The following is a 26,287-nucleotide window of genomic DNA, read 5'->3' on the forward strand; positions in this document are numbered from 1 at the left end:
TCATGGATGCGTTATCATTACACGAGATTCTCAAGTGTAAGTCCTATGAACAGTTGGTTGATTATTGGGGTACTCGCCCTCTACATCCTCATCCTTTTTATTTGCGCCTTTTTTGGTGAAAAACATGCCAGTCGGCTCAGCCCACGTGGACGCATGTTATTGTTTAGTTTGACCTTAGGCGTGTACTGTTCGTCTTGGACATTCTACGGTGCAACGGGTGCTGCTGTTCGTGAAGGGATCATTTTCCTTCCAATCTACTTAGGCCCACTTCTGTTTGTCTGGTTTGGTTATGATATTTGGCGTCGCTTAGGTCGGGTACGTCAGCACCATGCTATTTCCTCAATTGCTGACTTTGTGGCAGCACGTTATGGCAAAAGCGGACCTCTCGCCTCACTCGTCACCATTTTAGCCGTGATCGCCATCATTCCTTATCTTGCCTTACAACTGAGAGCCATTGCACTCAGTGCATCCGTGATGTTGCAACAAGATTCAGAAGTGATGAATCTGACCACCAATGGTGTTCTTGCACTTACAGGGGTTCTCGCAATTTTGGCTATGATGTTTGGTACACGTCAGATTGCCAACACCGAACAGCATGGTGGTTTAATGCTGGCAGTCGCTTTTGAATCCTTTGTTAAATTATTTGCACTCCTCTGTGTCGCTTTTTTCTTTTTATTTGAACGCCCCGAAAACCTCATTCAAGTTTCCGCAGACGTATCCAAAACCTTCCATGAAATTCAACTGATGGGCGTGCCAGATACCTTTTGGATTCAAACACTTTTAGCAGCATTAGCGATTATATGTTTGCCACGCCAGTTTCATGTTGCTGTAGTTGAATTACGTGATGAAAAACATATTCGTGGTGCGCGCAGATGGTTTGCCGCTTACATCATTTTAACCGTTGTCGCGATTATTCCGATTGCAAGTTGGGCACTTCATGCTGCACCAGAATACATGGCAGTCCCTGATGTTGCCGTGCTGTCACTGCCTTTGAGCTATAACCAAGAATGGCTAACGCTCTTAGCATTCCTTGGAGGATTTTCGGCTTCAACTGGTATGCTTTTAGTCTCTTCAGTCGCACTCTCAATCATGCTCAGTAACGACTTGATTATGCCTGCGCTATGGCGCTTGGGTTGGATTTCTCGTCATGACAAGCGTTTACCTCGAATGCTGAAATTCACACGTCGCGTATGTATTTTGGCGGTCATGCTACTTGGATTCTTATTCTTCCATTTCTTTAATGACATTGATCAGCTGTCAGTATTTGGTCTTTTGGCATTTAGTGCTGTTGCACAGTTTGCACCTGCACTTATTGGGGGGTTGTACTGGCGTGGTGGAAGTAAACAAGGGGTCTATGCCGGTCTGATCGTTGGTTTTGTGATGTGGAGTTACACACTGCTCTTACCAACAATTTTAAGAAGTTTACCAGATGAATATTATCAATTTACCTATTCGTTTCTGATGTTTGGACCTCTGGGATTTGACTTATTAAAGCCTGAAGCATTACTTGGTTTTGAATCATTTGCGCCATTAACACATGGTGTAATTTGGTCACTTGGCTTAAATATCGTGCTCTACATCTGGATCTCACGAATTTATCGTCCAAGTATTGCTGAGCAAATACAGGCAGAAAGTTTCTTCTATTACGAAACAAAACCCCTACAAACGCAACAAACCTCAAATGAAGTTAATTATTTACATCATGATGTCGCACGATTAAAAGTGGGTGACCTGATCACGCTTGCCAAACGGATTACGGGTGAAGGTCCGACCATGCATGCGTTTAATCAATTCTGCTTATCCAATAATGTGATATTAAACGAAAACAGCAGTGCCAATGGGATGTGGTGGCGTTTCACTGAACAATATCTTGCTGGTACGATTGGAGCTGCATCGGCACGTACCCTACTCACTACAGCCATGGTTAACAATGGATTAGCACTTGGACAGGTCGCTAATATTCTAGACCAAGCATCACAATGGCAACGCTTTAACCAAAATCTAATTATGACCATGATCGACCACATGACCCAAGGGGTAAGTGTTGTCGATGAAAATATGTGTTTAGTCGCATGGAATAATCAATATCTCGTTTTATTCGATTATCCAAAAGATTTGGTATATGTGGGCTGCCCGATTGCAGACTTGATCCGATACAACGCAGAGCGCGGTGAATGTGGACCTGGTTCCGTTGAAGAGCACGTGCGTAAACGTATTCATTGGATGAAAGTAGGTAGCGCTCATGAGTTTGAACGTATTCGTAAAGATGGTCGTGTTATCCAAATGCGAGGAAATCCAATCGAAGGCGGTGGCTTCGTGACGACATTTGCTGATATTACGGCATTCCGAGAAACTGAAGCGCTACTTGAAGGACGCGTTCAAGATCGTACTCAACAACTTGCCAATGCCTTGGCAGAACAACAATTGGCACGTGAACAAGCTGACAAAGCCAATATGTCAAAAAGTCGATTCATTGCTGCAGCAAGTCATGATTTACTTCAACCTATGCACGCTGCACGGTTATTCAGTACGGCATTAGAACAAAGCATTCAAAATGAAGAAGATGCTAAAACGCTACAGCAACTCGATCGTGCCTTACATGGTGCGGAGAGTATGCTTTCTGCATTATTAGACATTGCACGTTTAGAAGGTGGAACAATACAACCTAAACGACAAGCCTATCCATTACATGACCTATTGAGTGACTTAGAACTACAATTTAAATCAATTGCAGCACAACGAGCAATCTCCTTCCGAGTGCATGACGTGAAGTTCTGGATTGATACAGATCCTCAATGGATTCGCCGTATTATTCAAAACTTTGTCAGTAATGCTCTAAGATACACAGCAAAAGGTCGTGTAATTGTTGGGGTGTTACGTTCAGCAGAAAGAGCAAACCATATTCGTATTGGTGTTTGGGATACTGGTCCAGGGATTGCTGAACAACAACGTATTAAACTCTTCCAAGAGTTTGAACGTTGTGGACATACCTCGCCATGGGGTGAACAAGGTTTAGGTCTTGGACTCGCTATCGTTCAGAGAATGACCAGCATGTTGGGTTATCCTGTGCATGTGTATTCCGAGTTGGGTAAGGGTTCATGTTTTATGATTGAAGTCCCACTCATCGATGCACCAAAGGTTGTGACCGCACCAGTTCAAGCCACACCATTAAAATCTGCAGCGTATAAAATTTTATGTTTAGACAATGATGAAACTATTTTAGAAGGCATGGCAACTTTGCTTACTAAATGGGGTTATCAAGTGTTTAAAGCCACAGAACCTGAACAAGCGCTTGAGATTATTCAACAAGAGAACATTCAAGTTTGGTTGGTCGATCAACACCTGAATTCAAATAAAATAGGATTAGATTTTATTGTAGACCATCGTCAAGAAAATGTACCTGTGGCATTGATTACAGCTGATTCAGATCCTGAGCTTCCGCAAAGACTCAAAGAGCTGAATATTGTCCTATTGAAAAAACCTCTCAAACCTGCCTCTCTACGTTCATGGTTATCAGGTTTAAAAATTTCAAAATAAGATTCGAAATAGTCATATTTTGATACATTCATCACCCAGTTTTTCCAAGAAGAGCTGGGTGATTTTTATACATATTCACACCATACTTTACAATGATTGGCAGACCTTAGCTTTAGAGGTGGCAAAAGAGAACAAAATAAAGCTAAAGAGAGCGTTGGCAATTGACCAAAAAAATCAAAGTCCGATTTTCTATGGCAAAACACATCAAAAGTTGAAATATCATTTAAAACAAATAGTTACAAGTTTACTAACATCATGTTTTTAGATGACAAATTTACTCATCAAATAAAAATTAATACTTTAGTCTTATTCTTATTGCAATCAACATAATTCTAAATCTAGCCATCAGCACATCTTCTTTCGATTAAAGCAATCAAAGTGCCTCAAATTTTCTCGAGAATAAAAGTATCAAATGGAGTCTTGCAATGAACATTTCAGAAGCTATGCCACATGGTTTAGATCGTAATCACGAATTTCATCGCCAATATGGTGCCAATGCAATTTTGCCTGAAATCAAGTGGCAAGAAATTTTTCCATCTACATCCTTAAAAAATGTACATGTACGTGCCTTGGAACAGATTTACCAAACTGCAGTACCTTTGGCTTTACAGGTTTTTGAACAATTAAAATTTGATGTATTTACACCAGCAGCTTATCACCCTCAAGGCTTAGGTTTATTTGATAAATTGGCACAACAAGAAAATCAACTTATTCAACGTTTAGCATCAGAATGCCGAGATTTAGATGAACATACGCGTCATCAAGTGTGGAGTATGTTGTTGCGTGGTGGTGCCGTTTTGGTATTTAAAGCTTGGCTTGGTAAAGTGAAAACTGGTGAAAATACGCTTGATACCACGCAGTTTGATGAAATTTCAGATTTACTCTTTATCAAAACACCGCCGCTTGCACTCGCAGAAAAATTAGGCATCGATGCACATGCAGATTTCGATCATATTTTTCTCATGTATGGCAATGAGGTGTTTTTAGATCGTTTTAATGGGCTTGAAACGGCTGCATTCTTTGTTGATCTGAAAGTTTATGATGCCGCTTTTTTAAGTCTTAGAGATGATCGCGTTGCAGAATATTTAAAACGTAAGGGCTATGTAACACAAGATCAAATTGATGAACTTCAATGTGCACTCAATCCTCTATATTGTAATGAGTTGACACCTAAACAGGACTGTTTAGCCTAAAGTAGATACACATCGAAAAAAAGACCTTTGATTAGGTCTTTTTTTCAAATCTAAGAATCAATTAAACACGTTTTTCTTCGATGTTTAATGCATTAATCGCTAATACAGCCTGTGTACGATTTTGAACGCCTAATTTACGGAAAATCGCGGTCACATGCGCTTTAATCGTTGCTTCAGAAACATCAAGTTCGTATGCGATCTGTTTATTCAACAAACCTTCCGCCACCATCATTAACACTCGGAATTGTTGTGGTGTTAGAGATTGAATACGTTCTGCTAAAGCTGTTTCATCTGCAGCACGTGGATCAAAGTTTAAATTCGCAGGCAGATTTGGCGGTAACCACATATCCCCTTCTAATACCTGACGAATCGCTTCACCAATGTGACTTGGATGCGCTGATTTTGGAATATAGCCCATTGCACCATGTGCAATCGAGCGTTGAATAATTGAAACTTCTTCATGCGCCGATACGACAATAATTGGTAACGATGGATACTGTGCACGCACATGCACCAACGCTGAGAAGCCTGATGCACCTGGAAGATTCAAATCTAAAAGTACTAAATCTGGTTCAGGACCTTTTTCTAAACGTTCATAAAATTCATTAACAGCAGCTGTTTCATGGATTTGGGCTTGCGGTAAGCTGTAACGAACTGCTTGAATTAAAGCATGACGAAACAGTGGATGATCATCAACGATTAAAATATTCATAAGCGAGGCGAGAGATCTCAAACACAATCAATATACTAACTGTGCTATAGCTGTTAAGGATATATAAATATTAACGAATTTTTGCAGAAAATGTCGGGCTAAATCTTACAAACGCGATTTTTTTATGTAATTTTGAAAATTCGATAAGCACATCACTTTTAAATATAAAATTTATTCAAATACTGAAATAGCTTATTCATAATCATAAATATACGTTTATTCAGTTATTTATCACTTATTTGTATCTCAAAAAGATTTAATTATCGCCATATACGCAAAAATGATATTTATTCTTATTTTGCTTATTTTACAGAATAAGCATAAATCCACATAAATAGTGCATCCGAGATTAATTTTAAATTTTTAGGTTTGTACTATGTCTACTGCTCAACAAAAACCATTAAATATCGTTGCTGTCTCTGGCGGTCTAAATAATCCTTCAAAAACTGAAGCGCTTGTTCAAGCGATTTTGGATGAGTTAGGTGAAGCAACACCTATTAATGTGCATTTTATTAAATTTAGCGAAATCGGTCATTTATTAGGTGGTGCCATTTATCGCAATCAGCTGCCGCAACGTGTTCAAGATGATCTTGCTGCTGTTGAAGCCGCGGATGCGTTGATTGTGGGAACGCCCGTATATCGCGCATCTTTCACAGGTTTATTTAAACATTTCTTTGACTTTGTAGAACAAACTGCGCTGGTTGATGTGCCTGTATTACTAGCTGCATCAGGGGGCAGTGATCGCCATGCCTTAGTACTTGAGCATCAATTGCGTCCTTTATTTAGCTTCTTCCAAGCACAGACTTTGCCAATTGGCGTTTATGCAACTGATCGTGATTTTACGCCTGAATACACCATTCACAGTGAACTATTACGTGCGCGCATTACCTTAGCCATTGCTCGTGCTTTACCAATTTTAGAGTGGGCACCAGCCAAAGGTAAACGTGCTGAGGTTGTGAAAGATAAAACCCAACAAGCCAATCAAAACTTGGGCATTAACAAACAAATTGAACAAGAAGAAGTATTACCTTCAGCAGCAGTACCAAGTTTAGATGCAGCAGAGTCACGCTTGCATCACAAGAATAATGCTGCCCCAAAAATTGAAGTGGCATAAATATAATTGAATCAATGAGGGTATAAGCCATGTCTAATGCACAAAAACAAGCGATTAAATTTGCCTATTGGGTTCCAAATGTCAGTGGTGGTCTTGTCGTCAGTAATGTTGAACAACGAACAGACTGGAGCTACGACTACAATGTTCGACTCGCGCAAGCTGCTGAAAAAAGTGGATTTGAATATGCTTTGACACAGATTCGATTCACGGCAGGATACGGTGCGGAGAATCAGCATGAATCTGTAAGCTTTAGTCATGGCTTATTGGCAAAAACTGAAAAATTACGTGTAATCGCAGCAATTTTACCAGGCCCTTGGAAACCCGCGCTGGCGGCTAAACAGCTCGCGACAATTGATCATTTAACCAATGGTCGTATCGCTATTAATGTTGTGAGCGGATGGTTCCGTGGTGAATTTGATGCCATCGGTGAAGAATGGCCTGAACACGATCAACGATATGCACGTTCAGAGGAGTTTATTCGTAGCTTAAAAGGCATTTGGACGCAGGATAACTTTAGTTTTGATGGAAAATATTATCAATTTAAAGACTACACCTTGAAGCCAAAACCTGTTCAAAGCCCACATATTGAAATTTTCCAAGGGGGTAGCTCGCGTGCCGCACGTGATATGGCATCTCGTGTTTCTGATTGGTATTTCACCAATGGAAACACGCCTGCTGAAATTAAAAAGCAGATTGATGACATCCGTGAAAAAGCCAAGCTGAATCACCATCAAGTCAAAATTGGGGTGAATGCCTTTATCATTGCTCGTGATACTGAAGAGGAAGCAAAAGCTGTACTTCAAGAAATCATTGACAATGCAAATGTAGAAGCAGTCAATGCTTTTGGTGATGCAACTCGTGAAGCAGGTGCCGCAACTCAAGAAGGTGAAGGTAACTGGGCAAAATCAACATTTGAAGATCTTGTCCAATACAACGACGGGTTCAAAACAAATCTCATCGGTACACCGCAACAAATTGCTGAACGTATCGTTGAATTAAAATCAGTTGGTGTGGATCTGATCTTATCTGGCTTCTTACATTTTATAGAGGAAGTTGAATATTTTGGTGAAAAAGTACTGCCTTTAGTTCGAAAACTCGAAGCTGAACAGCAACAACACATCACCGCTAAATCAGCTTAATTGGTCTTCGATTAATTAACAACGATCTGAATGAAATCAGCGCTTTGTTCAGTCTTGTTTTGACCCTGATAACTATAATAATAGCGTCATGCAGTAGCAACTTAACCCCCAAGGCTCGGCTTGGGGGCTTTTTATTGGATAGTTCATATAATCTGATCAGCAACAGTACATCAAAAATTGAATAAATCGTACATTGTTCCGCTGTTGCACGGTTATAATCACCTCAAAAATGAAGACAGCACAGCCTTATGGGTTCAATTCAATCAATAGAACATTCAAACAATTCCTCTAGTGCTTCAGCGAATAAAATGGCGGTTCATATTATTTTCGCTATTGCATTAGCGCATGGATTACATGATCTGATCCAGTCTTGCTTACCAGCCATTTATCCCATGCTGAAACTCAATTTTGACTTGAGCTTTACCCAAATCGGGATTATTTCTTTGGTCTATCAAATGACTGCATCTATTCTGCAACCTTGGGTTGGACTCTACACTGATAAGCATCCTCAGCCCTACCTCCTCCCTTTGGGTATGTGCGTTACACTGCTAGGTATCGTTCTGCTGGCATTTGCATGGACTTTTCCAATCTTACTGATTTCAGCAGCACTCATCGGTGTGGGCTCATCTGCCTTTCATCCAGAAGCCTCACGAGTAGCGAGAACAGCATCAGGTGGTCGCTTCGGAACTGCTCAATCCGCTTTTCAAGTGGGTGGTAATAGCGGCTCTGCCGTTGGGCCACTGTTGGCCGCAGCAATCATTGTACCGAACGGCCAAGCCTCAGTTGCTTGGCTCATGATATTTGCCATTTTCGCTATTTATCTGCTTTACAGAATAAGTCGATGGACCATTCAATATGGTGTTCAAGCTGCTTCAGCAGTAAAAGCCAAGCAATCAACACCGTTGAAAGGTTCTAAACTTGTACAGGGAATTGTGATTATCTGTGCGTTAATGTTTGCAAAATTCACGTACATTGCAAGCATTGGAAATTACTATACCTTCTATTTGATCGAAAAGTTTCAGGTCAGTATTCAACAAGCTCAGCTTTATTTATTTGCTTTTTTAGCCGCAGTAGCAATCGGTACTTTTGCTGGCGGCCCTATCGGTGACAAAATAGGTCGTAAAGCTGTCATTTGGATTTCCTTTATTGGCATGGCACCCTTTGCATTACTCATGCCACATGTGAATTTGATGTGGACGTGTATCTTTGCGATTCTTGCTGGATTGATTATGTCTTCCGCATTTTCAGCAATGGTTGTATATGCACAAGAAGCGATGCCAGGTCGTGTCGGCATGGTCTCTGGTTTGATGTTTGGTTTGATGTTTGGGATCAGCGGTATCGCGGCAGCAGCTTTGGGCTATGTAGCAGATCATCAAGGTATTCGTTGGGTATTTCACTTTAGCTCATACTTACCACTACTGGGTTTATTGACCTTCTTTTTACCTAGAACCAATTGATCTGCGTAAGATGATCATCTCTACGATCTCCGGTAGGATTAAAAGCAATTAAGATTTATTTTTAGGCAAAGGTTTATTATGTATACAGGTATCGTGCAAGGGTTAGAAAAAGTATTAGATATACAGCATAAAGAGGGATATCGGACTTTTGTTATTTCTAATGCGCTCAATCTTTTTCATGATGTATTTATCGGCGCCAGTGTTGCGATTAATGGTGTTTGCTTAACCGCTACACAAATTGATTTGATCGCTGGTCAAGTGCATTTTGATGTTTCAAATCTAACACTTGAATTAACCACTTTAGGTCAACTCAACGTCGGTGATGAGGTCAACATTGAACGCTCCGCTAAAGTAGGTGCTGAGAATGGTGGGCATAATTTATATGGTCATATTGAAGGCACTGCAACCGTAAAGCATTTAAGCAAAAATGGTGAAACGTTTCATATCGACCTTGAAATTCCAAATGGCAATATCAAATATTTCTTCTTAAAGGGCTTTATCGGTTTAAATGGCTGCAGTTTGACAATCAATCGGGTTGATCGTGCAAACAACCAAATCTCAATCGATCTTATTCCAGAAACTTTACGCTTAACCACATGGAAATATGTTCAAGTCGGCGATCAAGTCAATTACGAAATTGATCAGATGACACGTACGCTTGTCGATACTTTAGAAAATATTCATCAAAAATAAATAAAAGCCTCTACGATAGAGGCTCTTTTCATAATCAATTCGATCTAAGAGTAGAAACTCGGATCTGGAACTTTTCCAGTTAATGCCCACTCTCCGACTTCCTGATATTTATAATCAATTGGATCATGCAGGGTTTGGGTTCGTACATTACGCCAGAATCGATCTAAATTCAGTTTTGCAGTAGTCGCGCGCGCGCCCATCACTTGAAAAATATTTTGTGTTACATAAAGTGAAGTATGAGTCGCTGCGATTTTGGCGGTGGCGATTGCAATTGAGGCTTCACCACGTTGCTCCGCAGTTAATGTTTCCCCTTGATCCCACGCCTTTTGTAATGTATTGATCGCTTTTTCCGCGAGCAAGCGCACACCTTCAAGTTGCACATAAAATTCGGCGAAATGCTTTTGGGTAAATGGATCATTCACCGCTTGTTCAACCAGTGATTTCGACCAAGCTTTTTGTGTTTGAACTGTCTCTTTCGCAACATTGAACGCTCCCTCAGCAACACCTAAAAATAAATGCACGAAAATCAGTTGAGCAATTAGCGGTCTCAAACTTGAATAAGGTGTACTTAAAGGACCGGGATTGAGGAGTAATTCATCCTTGCGAATTTTGACCTGTTCAAAATGACTGGTACCACTATCCGTTTGACGTTGCCCCATATTATTCCAATCCCCAAGAAAGCTCACGCCCTCTCGTGCTGTTGGAATCACGCCAATCAGTAACTTTCCATCTTCATTAAATCCCGAACAGAGCAGGATATCTGAATCAATTGATCCAGAACAAAAACTTTTATCACCATGGAAGATAAATTCTTCATCAGAAACTTGTTTCGCGGTTGTTCTACGATCTAATGGATTTAACGTATTTCCCCAAAATAAGTTGTGTTTGGCGGTTTGTCTAAACCAATCTCCATATTGAGCTGGCTGTGCAAAAAGTTGTACCGTCGCAATAAGCAAATGATGAAAGCCATATACATGCGCAAGTGAACTATCAACTTGAGCAATGGTTTGAATAGTTTTAAAAATCGTGCTCCAAGTTGCACCTTGCCCACCAAATTCTTTTGGAATAGATAAAGACAACAAACCACTTTGTCGAATTAGATCTCGCTGAGCCTTTGGATTTCCACCTTGTTTATCTCGTTCTGCTGCGGTTTTCGCAAACTCAGATGCAAGTATTTGCGCAGTCTCAAGTGGCGTTTCAGGATTAAAATTTAGGGGAGAATTCATTGTTATATTCCGTATCGCATCTGCTGATAAGCTTATCAGATCAACATGATTTGACTTATCACAATGCCTGCTTTTCTTATCACTGAACTAAAAATACCGCTAGTTGAACTAACGGTATTTAAAACATGACTTCGTCTGTTTAATCGGGATTACTGCTGTGATTTCACTTCAGCAATTAATTGATCCACGACCTGTGGATCTGCCAAAGTTGAGGTATCGCCCAAACTATCTAGCTCATTAGCGGCAATTTTTCTCAAAATTCGGCGCATAATCTTGCCTGAACGTGTTTTGGGTAATGCTGGCGCCCAATAAATTGCATCTGGTGTAGCCACAGGTCCTAAAACTTTTCTTACCCAACCTACCAGCTCTTTCCTGAGTTCTTCTGACTCTGGCGTATCTGCCTGTAAAGTTACATAGGCTGCAATCCCTTGACCTTTGATGTCATGTGGCATACCCACAACGGCTGCTTCTGCAACATGTTCATGTGCAACCAATGCACTTTCAATCTCTGCAGTCCCCAAGCGGTGTCCCGAAACGTTCAGAACATCATCCACTCGCCCCGTAATCCAGTAATAACCATCTTTATCACGGCGTGCACCATCTCCCGTGAAATAATTCCCTGGATAAGTTGAGAAATATGCCTCGATAAAACGATCTGGATCACCCCAAATGGTACGCATTTGTCCTGGCCAAGAATCTTTGATCACCAAATTACCTTCAGCCTCTCCTTCTAGCTCTTTACCATCAGCGTCAACCAAAGCAGGTTGTACACCAAAGAATGGGCGTGTTGCAGAACCAGGTTTAAGTGCAGTTGCGCCCGGTAAAGGCGAAATCATGAAGCCACCTGTTTCAGTTTGCCACCATGTATCTACAATTGGACAACGACTTTCACCAACTACGGTGTAGTACCAGTTCCAAGCTTCAGGATTAATTGGCTCACCGACGGAGCCCAACAAGCGTAAGCTACTACGGTCACTTTCACGGATAAATGCATCACCTTCACGCATCATCGCTCGGATCGCCGTTGGTGCCGTATATAAAATTGTGACGTTGTGCTTATCTACAATATGTCCTGTGCGTGCCCAAGTTGGGTATTGTGGAACACCCTCAAACATCAATGTTGTCGTCCCATTTGAAAGCGGACCATACAACACATAAGAATGACCAGTAATCCAACCGACGTCAGCGGTACACCAGAAAATATCGTCTTGTTTTAAATCAAATACTTCCCTAAAGGTAAAGTTCGCGTAAGTCAGATAACCGCCTGTAGTATGTAGCACACCTTTAGGTTTACCCGTTGAGCCTGAAGTATATAAAATAAACAACGGATCCTCTGAATTCATTGGTTCAGGTGGACAGATATCTGTGACTGTCATGATTTCCATGTGATACCACAGGTCACGCCCTTTATGCATCGTGATTGGGTTACCAGTACGATGTACCACAATGACATTTTGTACAGAACTCGTCCCGTCAAGCTCCATCGCTGCATCAACGTTTTCTTTCAGTGGAATTGGCTTTCCACCACGCATGCCCGAGTCTGCTGTAATGATGACTTTTGCTTGGCTATCATCAATACGACTTGCTAGAGAATCTGGTGAAAAACCTCCAAACACCACGCAATGTACCGCACCAATACGCGTACATGCCAACATCGCAATGGCTGCTTCAGGGACCATTGGCATATACAGAACAACACGGTCGCCTTTAGTCACGCCATGCTTCTTGAGGACATTGGCAAAACGACAAACTTCATCGTGTAATTCTTCAAATGAAATAATTTTATGGCGTGATGGATGATCACCTTCCCAAATAATCGCAGGCTTATGTGGGTGTTCTTTTAAATGTCGATCGAGACAGTTTTCACTGACATTTAATTGGCCATCTGCAAACCATTCAACTTTGTAATTCTCTTTATCAAAGTTGGTATTTTTGACTTGTGTAAAAGGCTTAATCCAGTCTAGTTTCTTGGCTGCTTCGGTCCAAAATGCTTCGGGGTTTTCAATAGATGCTTTATACCGCTCGAAATATTGCTCTTCATTGGTTCGTGCAGTTTTTTTAAAAACTTCGGGTACTGGATATATTTCATTCATAATTCGCATCCTTGATTTATGTTTCTCATCTCGAGAGTTGTCTTGATCATACTGATCATTTTTTGTCTTATATCTTGAGTATGACTATACTTTAAAATTTCAAACAATCATGCTTTGGTCGTAGACTGAGCATTCATTTATTTCAAAAGTTATCCGTATCTTCTTGCCAATTGAACGACCTAAAATATCTAACAATCAATGATCCGAATCATTGCTGATCATCATTCCTAAGCAAGTAAAATCTGTCGTTGTCAAAAAACTCCATTTTTTTATCAATAAATACCATTTCGATTTTTTTGTTGGACAAGGTGCTGAATGTTTATAAAAACATACAATTTTTTTTGTTATTTTCAGTTTATTCAATGAATAAAAATGACGATAAAACTTGAGAACGTGATTTTTATTCACTCTATTTTCAGGCAAAATGTAAACATTCAATACATTTGGAACACTCGTGGCTGAACAACAGAATTCTTTGAGTCAGGTAGCTCAAGGTACGACTCAACTTCTACAAGATGCAAGTGAGAAAACGGCTCAAACCGTCATTGCACATACTGCGAAATACAATGATGCATATACCACCATTGATAAAATCATGGATGGCTTTTGGGAACGAATCCCTTATATCTGTATTGCTTTGATTGTATTTACCTTATTTTGGTTGTTGTCTAAGCTGTTCAAATTATTTGTCAGAAAAGCACTTTCAGAGCGTTCATATACCAAACAAAATTTAGTGCTCGTCCTCAACCGCGTCGGCAGCTCTTTTATTATTTTCTTTGGTTTCTTAATCGCGATGGTTATTGCAATTCCAGGGTTTACACCTGGACAGCTGATGAGTGCTCTGGGGATCGGATCTGTCGCAATTGGTTTTGCATTTAAAGATATTTTTCAAAACCTGCTCTCTGGTATCTTAATTCTACTCGGTGAACCCTTCAAAATTGGCGACGATATCATTGTGAATGGTTTAGAAGGGACCGTTGAAGATATTCAAATTCGTGCAACCTACTTACGTTCACCTGATGGTCGTCGTATCGTCATTCCCAATGCAACGGTCTATACCAATGCAGTGACCGTCAATACAGCTTATCCACGTCGTCGTTGTGAATTCGTGGTCGGTATTGGTTACGAAGATGATGTTCAAAAAGCGAAAGATATTATTTTGAGTATTTTAGACCGCGATCAACAAATCCTCAGTCAACCTGGATTTAGCGTGAATGTCTCTGCCTTAGCTGATTTCTCAATCAACCTCACTGTACGTTGGTGGGTGAACACGGGTGAAACTGCGACATCTACATCTATCAGTTTAGTTCAAGAAAAAGTGATTCAAGCTTTTGCTGAACATGAAATCTCGATTCCATATCCAGTTCAAGAGGTTAAAGTCTATCGCGGAGATTCTTCACAAGAAGATGAATCACCACGTGCTAAACAGACGACCTAACACATAAGGAATCACCGTCTCAGTACGAATAATTCGGTTGCCTAAGCTGACAGCTTGGCAGCCGTTTTTTATGAGTAAATCAATCTCATAAGGAATATAACCACCTTCAGGCCCAATCAATATTGTACACGGGTGCTCAATCGCATGAGGCATACTGTGGGTTGCATAAGGATGTGCTACATAAGCTGGTCGTTCAACGGAAATCATTTGAGGAAGAACGTCTTCTACAAAAGGTTTAAAGCGTTTATATATTTCGATTTTAGGTAGAAATGTATCACCCGCTTGCTCTAAGCCCAGTTGAACATAGTGATCAATTTGCTGTAAAAATGGTGTTTGCCAATAGCTTTTATCGACCCGATAGCTGTGTAGCAAAATGATTTTTCCTACGCCTAAAGTTACAGCATCTTGAATCAATCGTCTCAATACTTTCGGTCTAGGCATAGCAACGATTAACGTTACAGGTAATTTCTTCGGTACAGGCTCTTCATAAAGTGGCTGAATTAAGATTTTCCTTTCAGAAATTTCTATGACCTCAGCTGTATATCGACCAGCACCTCTAATACCAACCTTTAAAGTATCTCCAATTTTAATATCAAGTTGATGCTTCAGATGCTCAATTTGGCGTGCTGATTGAATCGTCCAGAGGTCATCCTGTGCTGATACAGGATCAAGCAATACAATATTCATATACTTAAAACTAAAGGTATTGATTCAGGACATGAATATGTTTTTGCAATGACCCTGTATTCCGTTGCATGATCTTTTGAGCCTGATTTTGTACTGCTAAAATCGTTTCATCCTGAGATAAGCACTGAATAAGATGATTCACCACCTCTTCCGTAGTTTGACCGATTAGAATCCCTTTTTCTTCCACAAATTCATCGACAATGGTTTGAAAGTTAAAGTAGTTCGGTCCAATCACAGTCGGGACATTGAGTGATATTGGCTCTAATATATTATGTCCACCACCAGGTTCATTTAATGATCCACCCACAAAACTTGTTTGGCTCAATGCATACCAAATCCACATTTCACCCATACTATCAGCAAGATAAACTTGTGTATCAGCCGCAATGATTTCACCTAAACTACGTCGATGCATTTTTAACTCATGACTTTGAATGGCTTGTGCAACTTCATCAAAACGTTCTGGATGACGCGGCACAATAATCAGCAAGACGGCAGGATGATCATTTAAATAATCTTTAAACTTGGATAACAGATTTTTCTCTTCAGGATGATGTGTGCTTGCAATCGTAATAATTTGGCGTGCTTGCAAATCCCAATCATGATGAATTTGTTGCGCTTTCAATAGCATTTCTTCGGGCGCATGAATATCAAACTTAATACTACCCACTGTTTGACTATGCGCTGTAGCAGCACCTAAAGCCCTAAATCGATTCAGTGAAGCTTCATCTTGAGCCAAGAGTTGAGTCAGACCGCTGAGCATAGGCTGAGTAATACTTGGTACTTTGGCATATCCTTTCGCTGATTTTTCAGATAAGCGTGCGTTCACCAAAAAAGTGGGTATTTTATTAATTTTCGCCTGATCAATTAAATTGGGCCACAGTTCCGTTTCAACCAACACCAACATTTTGGGTTGATATTTTTTAAAAAAAGTACTGACTAATTTTTTTTGATCTGCAGGTAAATATACTGCTTGAAAAAGATCTACATATGGTGCTTTTGCAAATAAGGATTTAGCTCGTGCCTGACCTGTTTTGGTGGTATTCGTAACCAACACAGCATATCCAAGCTTTAAATAATGTTCTATCAGAGGTTGTGCAGCATTGGTTTCTCCAACTGAAACCACATGAAACCATATCGCATTAAGATTTTTTGGAGATTGAAACGGACCGAAGCGCTCTAAGCACTCTTGATAAAATTGCTCAATATTGTCTGCTCGCTTTTTTATACGCCATTTATAAATTGGCTTTAATAAAGCCAATGCTGCGTTATACCAAAATGGAGTTGTCAAAACGTAAGACCTCGAGCTTTCTTAAAAAAATAGGGCATGACCACGAAGTTGAGATCATACCCTGCGAATTTTTTCGGTTCAAATACTTATCTTAAATTTCAATTTCCTTGTAAAAAAGGATAATCGATATAGCCTTCAGCCACATTCGTCCCGATCATATTTTCTAACTTTAATTCATTCAAAGGAGCATTGTGTACCAAACGCTCATATAAATCAGGATTGGCGATATAATCTTTACCAAAAGACACTGCATCAGCTTGACCTGAAGTGAGAAGTTGTAAAGCATCCTCTCGACTTAAACGCATATTGGCAATAAAAGGAATACCTTGTCCACGCGCTTTTAATTCTTGACTAATACTGTCTTCTGCCAAATATTCACGTGTAAAGAAAAATGCAATGTGTCTTTGACCGAGTTGTTCTAACACATAACCGAAAGTTTCACGTGGATCATCATCACCCATATCGTGTTCATCACCACGAGGAGCTAAATGTACACCTACTCGACCAGCACCCCAAACTTCAATTAGCTCATCCACGACTTCTAACAAGAAACGCGCACGATTTTCAACCGAGCCACCATATTCATCTTCACGCTGATTGGTTTTCGATTGCAAGAATTGATCAATTAAATAACCATTCGCCGCATGCAATTCCACACCATCAAATCCTGCCTCTTTAGCACGAATTGCTGCTTCTTTATATTGCGCTGTAATCGCGTGAATTTCAGAAATTTTTAATGGACGTGGCAAGACATAAGGACGTTTCGGACGCAACAAACTGACATGTCCGGCTTGTTGAACAGCACTCGCCGAAACGGGTATATCACCCTTCAGTAAATCTGGATGTGACACACGTCCAACATGCCAAAGCTGAGCGACAATTAAGCCATCTTTATCATGAACAGCTTGGGTTACTTTCTTCCACCCTTCTACTTGAGCATCAGTGAATAATCCTGGCGTATTTAAATAGCCATTCGCCTCCTCAGAAATTACGGTCGCTTCTGAGATAATTAATCCACTACTTGCACGTTGCGCATAATACTCAGCCATCATTTCTGTTGGTACGCGATCATCTGTCGCACGACTACGCGTTAAAGGTGCCATAACCACGCGATTTTTGAGCTTTAATTCACCAAAGACTACTGGGCTACTAAAATCAGTCATTCATCTATCCTCTTCACTCATTATCGTTAGAGTGATTGTTGAAGGTGTTCTGCAAAACTTTTTATCAGTGCTTCATTACGAGAAAAATAAGACCATTGACCATGCTTAGTAACATGAACCAAACCTGCTTGCTGTAAAACAGATAAATGATTAGACATGGTTGACTGAGATACATCTGCAATTTTTTCAATCTGTCCTGCACATACGCCACGACTAAAATCTTGCACGCACTCATCTTGTGGAATAAAGCGCTCTGGATCTTTTAAACATTGTAAAATTTGGCGGCGTATCGGGTTCGATAAGGCTTTAAAAATTGCTTCAGTATCCATCTCATTTCACTCAAGTTAATGATCTGCACTGTGCTGAACTCATTATATCGATTTTTATAGATATTAATATCGAATTATTACGATATTTAACAAATCGAGTTTATGAATGACTGTGCCGAATAATTCTGATTCTAACATTGAACTGATTTAATCTAGCAAGCTTCGTGCTAGAACGAAAAAGGCAGGGCTTTTGCCCTGCCTTTTTTTAAAAAAATATTAAAGCCCTTGTTTCAAACTAGCTTCAATAAATTTATCAAGATCACCATCTAACACGGCACCCGTATTTGAATTTTCAACGCCAGTACGTAAGTCCTTAATACGTGAATCATCCAACACATAAGATCGAATTTGGCTCCCCCACCCAATATCCGATTTAGAATCTTCTAGTGCTTGAGCTGCTTCATTACGCTTATTCATTTCCAATTCGTACAATTTAGCACGAAGCTGTTTCCAAGCATGATCACGGTTAGCATGTTGTGAACGCTGGTTCTGACAAGCAACCACAATTCCAGTTGGTGCATGGGTTAAACGCACGGCAGAATCTGTTTTGTTAATGTGCTGACCACCTGCACCTGAAGCGCGGTATGTATCCGTTCGAACATCTGCTGGATTGATCTCAATTTCAATGTTGTCATCAATTTCTGGAGACACAAAAACCGCTGAGAATGAAGTGTGACGACGGTTGCCTGAGTCAAAAGGTGATTTACGGACTAAGCGATGTACACCTGATTCAGTACGTAACCAACCATAAGCATATTCGCCTTCTACACGAATAGTTGCCGATTTAATCCCAGCCACATCACCGTCAGACTCTTCCATTAACTCAGCTTTAAAGCCATGACGCTCAATCCAACGTAAGTACATACGTAATAGCATAGATGCCCAATCTTGAGCTTCAGTACCACCTGACCCCGCTTGAATTTCGACATAGCAAGGATTTGGATCCATTGGATTACTAAACATACGTCTGAATTCAAGTTTAGCCAGTTCAGCCTCAGCTGAATCAAGTTCTGCTTGAACATCTGCAAGCATTTCTTCTTCATCCGCTTCTACAGCAAGATCAAGCATCGCTTGTGCATCATCAAGTTGTGTTGCTAAACCATCTAAAACATTTAAAACGTTTTCGAGCTCACCTTTTTCTTTTGCCATCGCTTGAGCACGATTTTGATCATTCCAAATTGCTGGATCTTCAAGTTCGCGGAGAACCTCCTCTAAACGCTCTTTCTTTAGATCGTAGTCAAAGATACCCCCGTAGTGTTTGACCACGTTCGTTCAAGTCTTTCAGCTGGAGAAGATAAGGATTAATTTCCACGGTGTAGATCCTAAATATGTCTATATCAAAATTGCCAATATTTTAACACAGCCAAGTAAAACTTGAGAGTTTGCTTTTTTATTCAATATTCTCTTGACCATTGTTTAGTTATTATTAACAATATATTTAATTATTAAAAAATACTTACTTTATTTTTACAACAATAAGCAGAGACTTATGAAAATGAACAAAACCTATTTGGCTTTGGCCATCCTCCCTTTGACAACTTCAGCTATGGCCTACCAAGCTCAAATTGATGCTGGATATACCTATTTTGACCATGATAGTCTCAAGGTTGATTATCACGGTGTATTTGAAACAGAAGGTACTTATTACTTCAAAGCAGTTGATACTGAAAATAAACCACTTAATGAGGCTGCATTTCTTGGCCACCATAATCGCGTTTCAGCGAAATATAGTTTTCAGCATATTAAAGACGATAAAGTGTATATAAATGAAACAGTTGCACAAAGCAAACAAGAGCTGCACGGCTATTCAATAGGGGGAGAATATTATATTGATCAACTGTACTTCACAGGTGAGGTCGGTCGTCAACATTATAAAGTGGAGTCACGCTCAAGCTCACTAAACGGTTCATCTCATGCTAAGCAGCGTTTCGATCTAACCACCTATAGAGCTCTCGTTGGTTATACTCCTATTCAAAATTTACTGATAGCAGTAGGTATTAATGCTTATAAAGGTGAAGGCTTTGATGAAAATGCTTTTGCTTTAAAAGCCAAATATGTCACCCCATTAGGCCAAAATGGTCAATATCTCAATTTAGAATTGGATGGTAGCTTTGGACATGATATTGATTCGATTACATTTGGTGGGGATTATTATTTAACTCAACGCTTAAGCCTAGGTAGTGCTTATACGCGAGATACGAATAGCACTAGTAAAATTCATAAAGACGAATACCAATTACGTGGCAAATACTTTATCAATAATAACCTCTCTCTTGGGAGTATTTTAAGATTCAGTGATGATGAAAATAAGTTTAATGTAAACGGAACATATCGATTCTAATTCCATTCAACATGGGGAAGTAGCAGTGCCAAAACTGCTACTTTCGTTCAAATTGCATACAATTCATATTCAAAAACAACATAAAATGACTAAAACACCTTATCTTTCACATGAATTAACATGATTTTTTATTTTTTAAAATCAATAATTTAAAGTTTTATTTTTACATAAAAATTACACAAGATACATTACTGTTACTTTTGCTTGATTGATCCTTCATGATTTTCCCCTACACTGAACTTGTAACAAAAAATGTATTAACAACTAACTCTATTGAGGGGAAGTATCCATGAAAAAATTAGCAATCGCGTCTGCACTTCTTTCTGCTTTAGCTGTAACTGGAACTGCAAATGCATATCAAGCTGAAGTAGGTGCTTCTGCAGGTCTTATCGATCCTGATAATGGTAGTACAAGTGGTTCATTTGGTGTTGATGGTACTTATTATTTCCAACCAGTTCAAACACGCAATGCTCCACTAGCTGAAGCTGCATTCCTTGATCGTGCAAGTAATGTAAATGCGAAATACCAATACAGCGAAGTTGGTGATGATGAAAGACATCAATACGGCGTAGGTGTTGAATACTTCGTACCTAATTCTGATTTTTATGTAAGCGGTAATGTTGGTCGTGATGATCGTAAATTTGATATTGGACCTGATTTTGATGAGACAGTTTATGGTGCTGAAGTAGGTTATTTGCCTGCACCTGGCTTATTAATTGCAGCAGGTCTTAAGGGTTACGATAACGACTATGATGATGGTGTTGACCCAACATTACGTGCTAAATATGTAACTACATTGTCTAACGGTAAAGATATCAACTTAGAAGCTGGCGCTGCATTTGGTGACCTTGATGAATATAATCTAGCTGCTGATTACTTCATCGATAAAACTTTAAGTGTTGGTGTAGATTACTATAGTAAAGATACTGGTCCTGCAGATACAAACGAGTTTGGTGTAAGCGCACGTAAATTCTTCACACCTCAAGTAAGCTTAGAAGGTCGTGTAGGTTTTGGTGAACTTGCGAATAATGATTACAACAAATTCGGTTTAGCTGCTAAATATCGCTTCTAATATCTTGATTAAGATTTAATGTTTCTTAAAAGCCCATCTTAATGATGGGCTTTTTTTGTGCAAAAACCCGATGGAATGTCATTTTATGTACATTGACTCATCCCCTTTTGTTCTTACAATAGAAACCAGCTGTCACAAAACAGTCATATTTCTATAACAAAGAGAGTCAATATATGTTTAAAAAAATTACACTTGCGACTGCACTTATTGCAAGCTTAGGAACTGCACATGCGTATCAAGCTGAAGTTGGGGCTACAGCCAAATTGATCGATCCTGATAATGGTAGCAATTCTGCAGGTTTTGCGCTTGATGGCACATATTATTTTAATCCTGTTCAAATCAAGAACTCTCCATTGAACGAAGCTGCATTTTTAAATCGTTCGAGCAACGTGAATGCAAAAGTATCTTATGACGACTTTGATGTAGTCGAATACTGGAATTATGGTGTTGGAATTGAATACTTTGTTCCAAATACTGATTTCTATCTAAATGCCAATCTTTCTCAGGAAACTCAAAAAATACCTAACACCCCTGATAATGATGTCACAAACTATAAAATTGAAGCTGGTTATTTCTTAGCACCATCTTTATTGGTCGCAGCTGGTTTACGTGGTTGGGATGATGACAACGATGATGGTATTGACCCTACTATTCGAGCAAAATATGTCACTCAAATTGGCGCAAACGATGTGAATTTAGAGGCTGGTGCTGCATTTGGTGATTTAGACGAGTTCTCTTTAAGAGGCGATTATTACATTGATAAAACACTCAGCGTGGGTGTCGACTATTTCAATCAAGATTTCAACGGCGGATCTTTTGATGAATTTGGTGTAAATGCTAAAAAATTCTTCAATCAGCAAGTAAGTGTCGAAGGTCGAATTGGTTTTGCAGATGACGGTAATACCTTTGCTGTACGTGGTGCATACCGCTTCTAATCTTTGAGTGCTAAAAACCGCTCTGATGAGCGGTTTTTTTATTGATGCATATGTACAATGCGCATTTGTAAACTGGTATTACCATTAAAGGTATTTTTATCCAGCTCATAGACCAAGCGAATTTCATTGAGCATCGGATCAAACTGATATTTATCTGCTGCGTTAAAGGCGATTGCCTCCACCACTTGACCATTTTCTAAAGCTACACGCAGTTTCAAGTGCTGATCCTTAAGCCAGCGATAATCCAAAATTTTAAATATTCCCTCGAATACAGGCGCAGGAAACTTTTGCCCCCAAGGACTTAAATTTTGTAATACGTCCACCGTTTCAATTTGGAAAGCTGAAGCTGGCAACTCCCCATCCGTCCATAAAGTTGCAGTAAACAGACTTTCATCTTGACTGCCGATCAACTGCTCAAATACCTGCTTAAACTCAGCAAAATGTTCTTTTTTAATGGTCAATCCAGCTGCTGCTGCATGACCACCAAAATGACTAACAAGATACGGATATTGCTCAGCCACACGCTCAATCGCATCCCGAATATGAATTCCCTCAATCGAACGCGCTGAACCTTTGATATGAATGCCATCTTCATCACGGGCAAAAACGATACTTGGACGATGGAACTGCTCTTTTAAGCGTCCTGCCACAATTCCAATCACGCCTTGATGCCAATGTGGCTCAAACATAATTAACGCTGCAGGTATTGCATCCTTATCTAGCTGAATTTGATCTAATGCAGTCAATGCTTCTTGTTTAATCTTACCTTCTACCTGACGACGTTCCACATTGAGTTGATTCAGCTGTTCCGCTAAAGGATATGCTGTAGCCAAGTCGGATGCCAAGAGACATTCGATGCCAATATCCATGGTTTCCATACGCCCTGCCGCATTAATTCGCGGTCCAATCACAAAACCTAAATCTTGTGCTTTAAGTCCTAAAGGATCACGTTTGGCAATATCCAATAAAGCTGAAATCCCAGGGCGACATAATCCTTGTTGAATTCGCTTTAGACCACTGTCGATTAAGATTCGGTTGTTATAGTCCAAACTGGCAACATCGGCATAGGTCCCAAGCGCAACCAAATCCAAATAGTTAGTCATTTGTGCAAAAGACTTGCCCATTTTTTTACGATGACTGGATAGGTTCGCCAACACATAAAAAGCAACCCCCACCCCTGCCAAAGCTTTACTTGGAAACTCACAACCGAGTTGATTCGGATTCACCACTGCCTCAGCCATAGGCGTTGGCTTGGTTGTGAGATGGTGATCGGTAATAATTACTTGCATCCCATGATCTTGAGCTTGCTTAACTCCATCATGACTTGAAATGCCATTGTCGACCGTAATCAACAAATCAGGCGTAAAGTTGGCAAACGCAAGATCTGCTATAGCAGGTGTCAAACCATAGCCATACTTAAAGCGATCAGGGACTAAATAATCAACATCTGCCCCCATGTCACGTAGTGCAAGCATCATCAGTGCTGTACTGGTCGCACCGTCAGCATCGTAGTCACCGACAATCACAATTTTTTTGTGTTGATCAATGGCTTGGTCGATCAACTGAATTGCAGCATCCAAACCCTTCATGGTTGGCGCTAATAAGTATTTCAATTTCAGTTCTAGTTCTTGTTCAGATTCAACGCCTCGACGTGCCAAAATTTCGGCAATAAATGAAGGCACGCCCTGAAAATTTTCAGGGCGTGTTAAAAATGGACGTTGCTTGATTTCAAGTTTTGGCATTTATGGCATCAATCGTTGTAATTTCCACGCACCGTCGATTTTTTCATAACACAAACGGTCGTGCAAACGGTTTGGGCGACCTTGCCAGAACTCATAATAATCTGGCTCTATACGGTAACCACCCCAGAAATCAGGCTTATCTAAAGTCTGTTGATCTGCCACACGCTCATGTAATTCATTAAAGCGTTGCTGTAGTTCGTCACGGCTCGCAATCACACCACTTTGTGGGGTACTAATATGCGCTGCAATTTGGCTATCACGCGGGCGCTTATGGTAATAATCAGCGGATTCTTGTTCCGAAATTTTTACCACTCGACCTGAAATGCGAATTTGGCGTTCTTGTTCTGCCCAATAAAACAGAATTTGCGCATAAGGATTGGCTACTAAGTCGAGTCCTTTTTGGCTGTCATAATTGGTATAAAACGCATAACCATTTTCATCGGCACCGCGAAGTAATACGGTACGTACGTGCGGTCGACCCTCAGCATTTGCTGTAGCCAATGACATCGCATAAGGTTCGTGAAGCTGAGCTCCTAACGCATCGTTAAACCACAATAAAAACTGTTCATGTGGATTAGCATTCACTTGATCCTCATGTAATTCGCCTTTTTGATAATTTAGACGCAGTTCACTGAGATCTTTAATCAAATCACTCATGAGATCAATCCCCGATTAAGCTGCTGCATTAGCACGTACAGCATCTGCCAAAGCATGTGCCAGTGCAGTCACTTCTTGAAGATTATCACCTTCAACCATCACACGAATTACAGGTTCAGTCCCTGACTTACGAATCAGTAATCGACCACGACCTTTAAGTTGCGCTTCGGCTTTGGCAAATTCTGCAGCCAATGCAGGTACTGAGTATGGATCAAACATTGCATCTAAACGGACATTTACAAGCACGTTTGGCAGTAATTTAAAGTCAGCAACCAACTTATGCAATGCTTTCTTCTGTTCAACCATGACAGTTAAGACTTGTAGGGCTGCAATAATCGCATCACCTGTGGTGCTCTTGTCTAGAGTTAAAATGTGACCTGAAGGTTCACCACCAATAACCCAACCGTTTTCCTCTAAACCTTGCAGTACATAACGGTCACCAACTTTGGCACGTAGCAGTGGAACTTCTGCTTTTTCAAGTGCTAATTCAAGTGCCATATTGCTCATGAGCGTACCGACAATACCGGCTGGTTTATTGGCACTTTGTGTCGCCAAGATATATAGAATATGATCGCCATCAATCAGCTTTCCATTCTGATCCACTAGAATGACACGATCTGCATCGCCATCAAATGCAATACCCAAATCTGCTTGATGCTCAACAACAGCAGCTTGCAAACTCTCAGGATGAGTTGAGCCACAGCCTTGGTTAATATTCAAACCATTCGGTTCATTATGAATCGCAATCACTTTGGCACCGAGCTCACGGAATACCGCAGGACCCACGTTATATGCTGCTCCATTGGCACAGTCGACGACAATCTTTAAATTGTTTAAATCATAATGGTATGGGAATGTTGATTTACAAAATTCAATATAACGACCTGGAGCATCATCAACACGCACACTTTTTCCTAGACTCGCAATATCATCAATGACAATATCTTTCTCGAGTTCAGCATTAATCTCATCTTGAAACTCGTCTGGTAATTTTTTTCCTTCTGAAGAAAAAAACTTAATGCCATTATCATGATAAGGGTTATGTGAAGCTGAGATGACAATCCCTAAACTGGCATGCAAAGCACGAGTTAAATGAGCAATGGCAGGCGTAGGTAATGGCCCCAATAAATGCACATAAACACCAGCTGCGTTTAAACCCGATTGTAAAGCCGCTTCTAAAATATAACCTGATAAACGAGGATCTTTGCCCATCACCACAATCGGTTTATTTCTTTTTGTTCTACGCTTAAGTACTTTACCCGCAGCAAACCCTAATTTGAGTGCAAACTCAGGTGTGATTGGAAATACACCGAATTTCCCACGAATACCATCAGTACCAAAATAACTCATTCATTCTCTCACTTCTTAGCGGGTGATTAACATCATCCTTTTTCAATGCGCACCACTTTACACCAAAATAAAAAAACCGTCATTTACATGACGGTTTTTTTTAAAAATTGTTTTATAA

General features: G+C 40.1%; 21 protein-coding genes. 10 read left to right on the forward strand and 11 right to left on the reverse strand.

Annotation, left to right across the window (positions count from 1 at the left end):
* Window positions 1–45: 45 nt before the first annotated feature.
* Both AC1M9C_RS03070 and AC1M9C_RS03075 read left to right on the forward strand, forming a co-directional pair.
* On the forward strand, window positions 46–3,537 hold the full coding sequence (locus tag AC1M9C_RS03070) for a hybrid sensor histidine kinase/response regulator (protein ID WP_481590142.1): 3,492 nt from the start codon (window positions 46–48) through the stop codon (window positions 3,535–3,537).
* A gap of 425 nt (window positions 3,538–3,962) precedes the next feature.
* A complete protein-coding gene (locus AC1M9C_RS03075) occupies window positions 3,963–4,730 on the forward strand; it encodes a hypothetical protein (protein ID WP_481953204.1) in 768 nt (255 codons plus the stop codon).
* A 61-nt stretch (window positions 4,731–4,791) separates the two neighbouring features.
* Here AC1M9C_RS03075 and AC1M9C_RS03080 read toward each other — a convergent pair whose 3' ends face one another.
* Window positions 4,792–5,442 (reverse strand): response regulator, encoded by a 651-nt coding sequence (locus AC1M9C_RS03080; RefSeq protein ID WP_035265788.1) that lies wholly within the window; start codon window positions 5,440–5,442, stop codon window positions 4,792–4,794.
* Between the two features lie 376 nt (window positions 5,443–5,818).
* Between AC1M9C_RS03080 and msuE the strand changes: the two genes are divergently transcribed.
* The 4 genes from msuE to AC1M9C_RS03100 all read left to right on the forward strand — a co-directional run bounded on the left by msuE (window position 5,819) and on the right by AC1M9C_RS03100 (window position 9,845).
* Window positions 5,819–6,556 (forward strand): FMN reductase, encoded by a 738-nt coding sequence (msuE, locus tag AC1M9C_RS03085; protein WP_035265789.1) that lies wholly within the window; start codon window positions 5,819–5,821, stop codon window positions 6,554–6,556.
* A 29-nt stretch (window positions 6,557–6,585) separates the two neighbouring features.
* Window positions 6,586–7,695 (forward strand): dimethylsulfone monooxygenase SfnG, encoded by a 1,110-nt coding sequence (gene sfnG / locus AC1M9C_RS03090; RefSeq protein WP_481953205.1) that lies wholly within the window; start codon window positions 6,586–6,588, stop codon window positions 7,693–7,695.
* Between the two features lie 308 nt (window positions 7,696–8,003).
* Entirely contained in the window at window positions 8,004–9,152 is a 1,149-nt protein-coding gene (locus AC1M9C_RS03095) for an MFS transporter (protein WP_481953251.1), read from the forward strand.
* Between the two features lie 78 nt (window positions 9,153–9,230).
* Window positions 9,231–9,845 (forward strand): riboflavin synthase subunit alpha, encoded by a 615-nt coding sequence (locus AC1M9C_RS03100; protein WP_180028482.1) that lies wholly within the window; start codon window positions 9,231–9,233, stop codon window positions 9,843–9,845.
* Window positions 9,846–9,889: 44 nt separating this feature from the next.
* Here the strand turns inward: AC1M9C_RS03100 and AC1M9C_RS03105 are convergent, their stop codons facing one another.
* Together AC1M9C_RS03105 and acs are read right to left on the reverse strand one after the other, a co-directional pair.
* Window positions 9,890–11,071: an acyl-CoA dehydrogenase family protein gene (locus AC1M9C_RS03105; RefSeq protein WP_481953206.1), complete on the reverse strand. Its 1,182-nt coding sequence runs from the start codon at window positions 11,069–11,071 to the stop codon at window positions 9,890–9,892.
* Between the two features lie 149 nt (window positions 11,072–11,220).
* Window positions 11,221–13,164, reverse strand: a complete 1,944-nt coding sequence (gene acs / locus AC1M9C_RS03110) for an acetate--CoA ligase (RefSeq protein ID WP_481953207.1) — start codon at window positions 13,162–13,164, stop codon at window positions 11,221–11,223.
* A 454-nt stretch (window positions 13,165–13,618) separates the two neighbouring features.
* Between acs and AC1M9C_RS03115 the strand changes: the two genes are divergently transcribed.
* Window positions 13,619–14,602 (forward strand): mechanosensitive ion channel family protein, encoded by a 984-nt coding sequence (locus AC1M9C_RS03115; RefSeq protein ID WP_035265796.1) that lies wholly within the window; start codon window positions 13,619–13,621, stop codon window positions 14,600–14,602.
* Here AC1M9C_RS03115 and AC1M9C_RS03120 read toward each other — a convergent pair.
* The 5 genes from AC1M9C_RS03120 to prfB form a co-directional block, all read right to left on the reverse strand.
* The gene (locus tag AC1M9C_RS03120; RefSeq protein ID WP_481953208.1) at window positions 14,576–15,289 is read right to left on the reverse strand and encodes a 16S rRNA (uracil(1498)-N(3))-methyltransferase; all 714 of its coding nucleotides are present in this window, start codon (window positions 15,287–15,289) and stop codon (window positions 14,576–14,578) included. The genes AC1M9C_RS03115 and AC1M9C_RS03120 overlap by 27 nt on opposite strands.
* Window positions 15,290–15,299: 10 nt before the next feature.
* On the reverse strand, window positions 15,300–16,580 hold the full coding sequence (locus AC1M9C_RS03125) for a 3-deoxy-D-manno-octulosonic acid transferase (protein ID WP_481953209.1): 1,281 nt from the start codon (window positions 16,578–16,580) through the stop codon (window positions 15,300–15,302).
* 98 nt (window positions 16,581–16,678) lie between these two features.
* Window positions 16,679–17,743: an alkene reductase gene (locus tag AC1M9C_RS03130; protein ID WP_481953210.1), complete on the reverse strand. Its 1,065-nt coding sequence runs from the start codon at window positions 17,741–17,743 to the stop codon at window positions 16,679–16,681.
* Between the two features lie 26 nt (window positions 17,744–17,769).
* The gene (locus tag AC1M9C_RS03135) at window positions 17,770–18,072 is read right to left on the reverse strand and encodes an ArsR/SmtB family transcription factor (RefSeq protein ID WP_035265803.1); all 303 of its coding nucleotides are present in this window, start codon (window positions 18,070–18,072) and stop codon (window positions 17,770–17,772) included.
* A gap of 216 nt (window positions 18,073–18,288) precedes the next feature.
* Window positions 18,289–19,384, reverse strand: a protein-coding gene (prfB, locus tag AC1M9C_RS03140; RefSeq protein WP_481591851.1) for a peptide chain release factor 2 whose coding sequence is annotated in 2 segments (ribosomal slippage) — window positions 18,289–19,311 and window positions 19,313–19,384 — 1,095 coding nt in all. Because the reading frame shifts where the segments join, the coding sequence is not laid out codon by codon here.
* Between the two features lie 177 nt (window positions 19,385–19,561).
* Here prfB and AC1M9C_RS03145 point away from each other — a divergent pair.
* From AC1M9C_RS03145 to AC1M9C_RS03155, 3 genes are all read left to right on the forward strand, one after another.
* A complete protein-coding gene (locus AC1M9C_RS03145; RefSeq protein ID WP_481597182.1) occupies window positions 19,562–20,413 on the forward strand; it encodes a putative porin in 852 nt (283 codons plus the stop codon).
* Between the two features lie 289 nt (window positions 20,414–20,702).
* Window positions 20,703–21,485: a putative porin gene (locus AC1M9C_RS03150; protein WP_035265806.1), complete on the forward strand. Its 783-nt coding sequence runs from the start codon at window positions 20,703–20,705 to the stop codon at window positions 21,483–21,485.
* Window positions 21,486–21,658: 173 nt separating this feature from the next.
* Window positions 21,659–22,420 (forward strand): putative porin, encoded by a 762-nt coding sequence (locus AC1M9C_RS03155; protein ID WP_481586868.1) that lies wholly within the window; start codon window positions 21,659–21,661, stop codon window positions 22,418–22,420.
* 38 nt (window positions 22,421–22,458) lie between these two features.
* Here AC1M9C_RS03155 and recJ read toward each other — a convergent pair whose 3' ends face one another.
* The 3 genes from recJ to glmM are packed head-to-tail and all read right to left on the reverse strand — an operon-like array spanning window position 22,459 to window position 26,169.
* Window positions 22,459–24,162, reverse strand: coding sequence for a single-stranded-DNA-specific exonuclease RecJ (recJ, locus tag AC1M9C_RS03160; RefSeq protein WP_481953211.1), 1,704 nt, complete (start codon window positions 24,160–24,162; stop codon window positions 22,459–22,461).
* Window positions 24,163–24,819, reverse strand: coding sequence for a pyridoxamine 5'-phosphate oxidase (gene pdxH, locus AC1M9C_RS03165; RefSeq protein WP_481953212.1), 657 nt, complete (start codon window positions 24,817–24,819; stop codon window positions 24,163–24,165).
* A 15-nt stretch (window positions 24,820–24,834) separates the two neighbouring features.
* Window positions 24,835–26,169: a phosphoglucosamine mutase gene (glmM, locus tag AC1M9C_RS03170; protein ID WP_481953213.1), complete on the reverse strand. Its 1,335-nt coding sequence runs from the start codon at window positions 26,167–26,169 to the stop codon at window positions 24,835–24,837.
* Window positions 26,170–26,287: the final 118 nt, after the last annotated feature.

The organism is Acinetobacter sp. 24-47-39 (assembly GCF_056783825.1).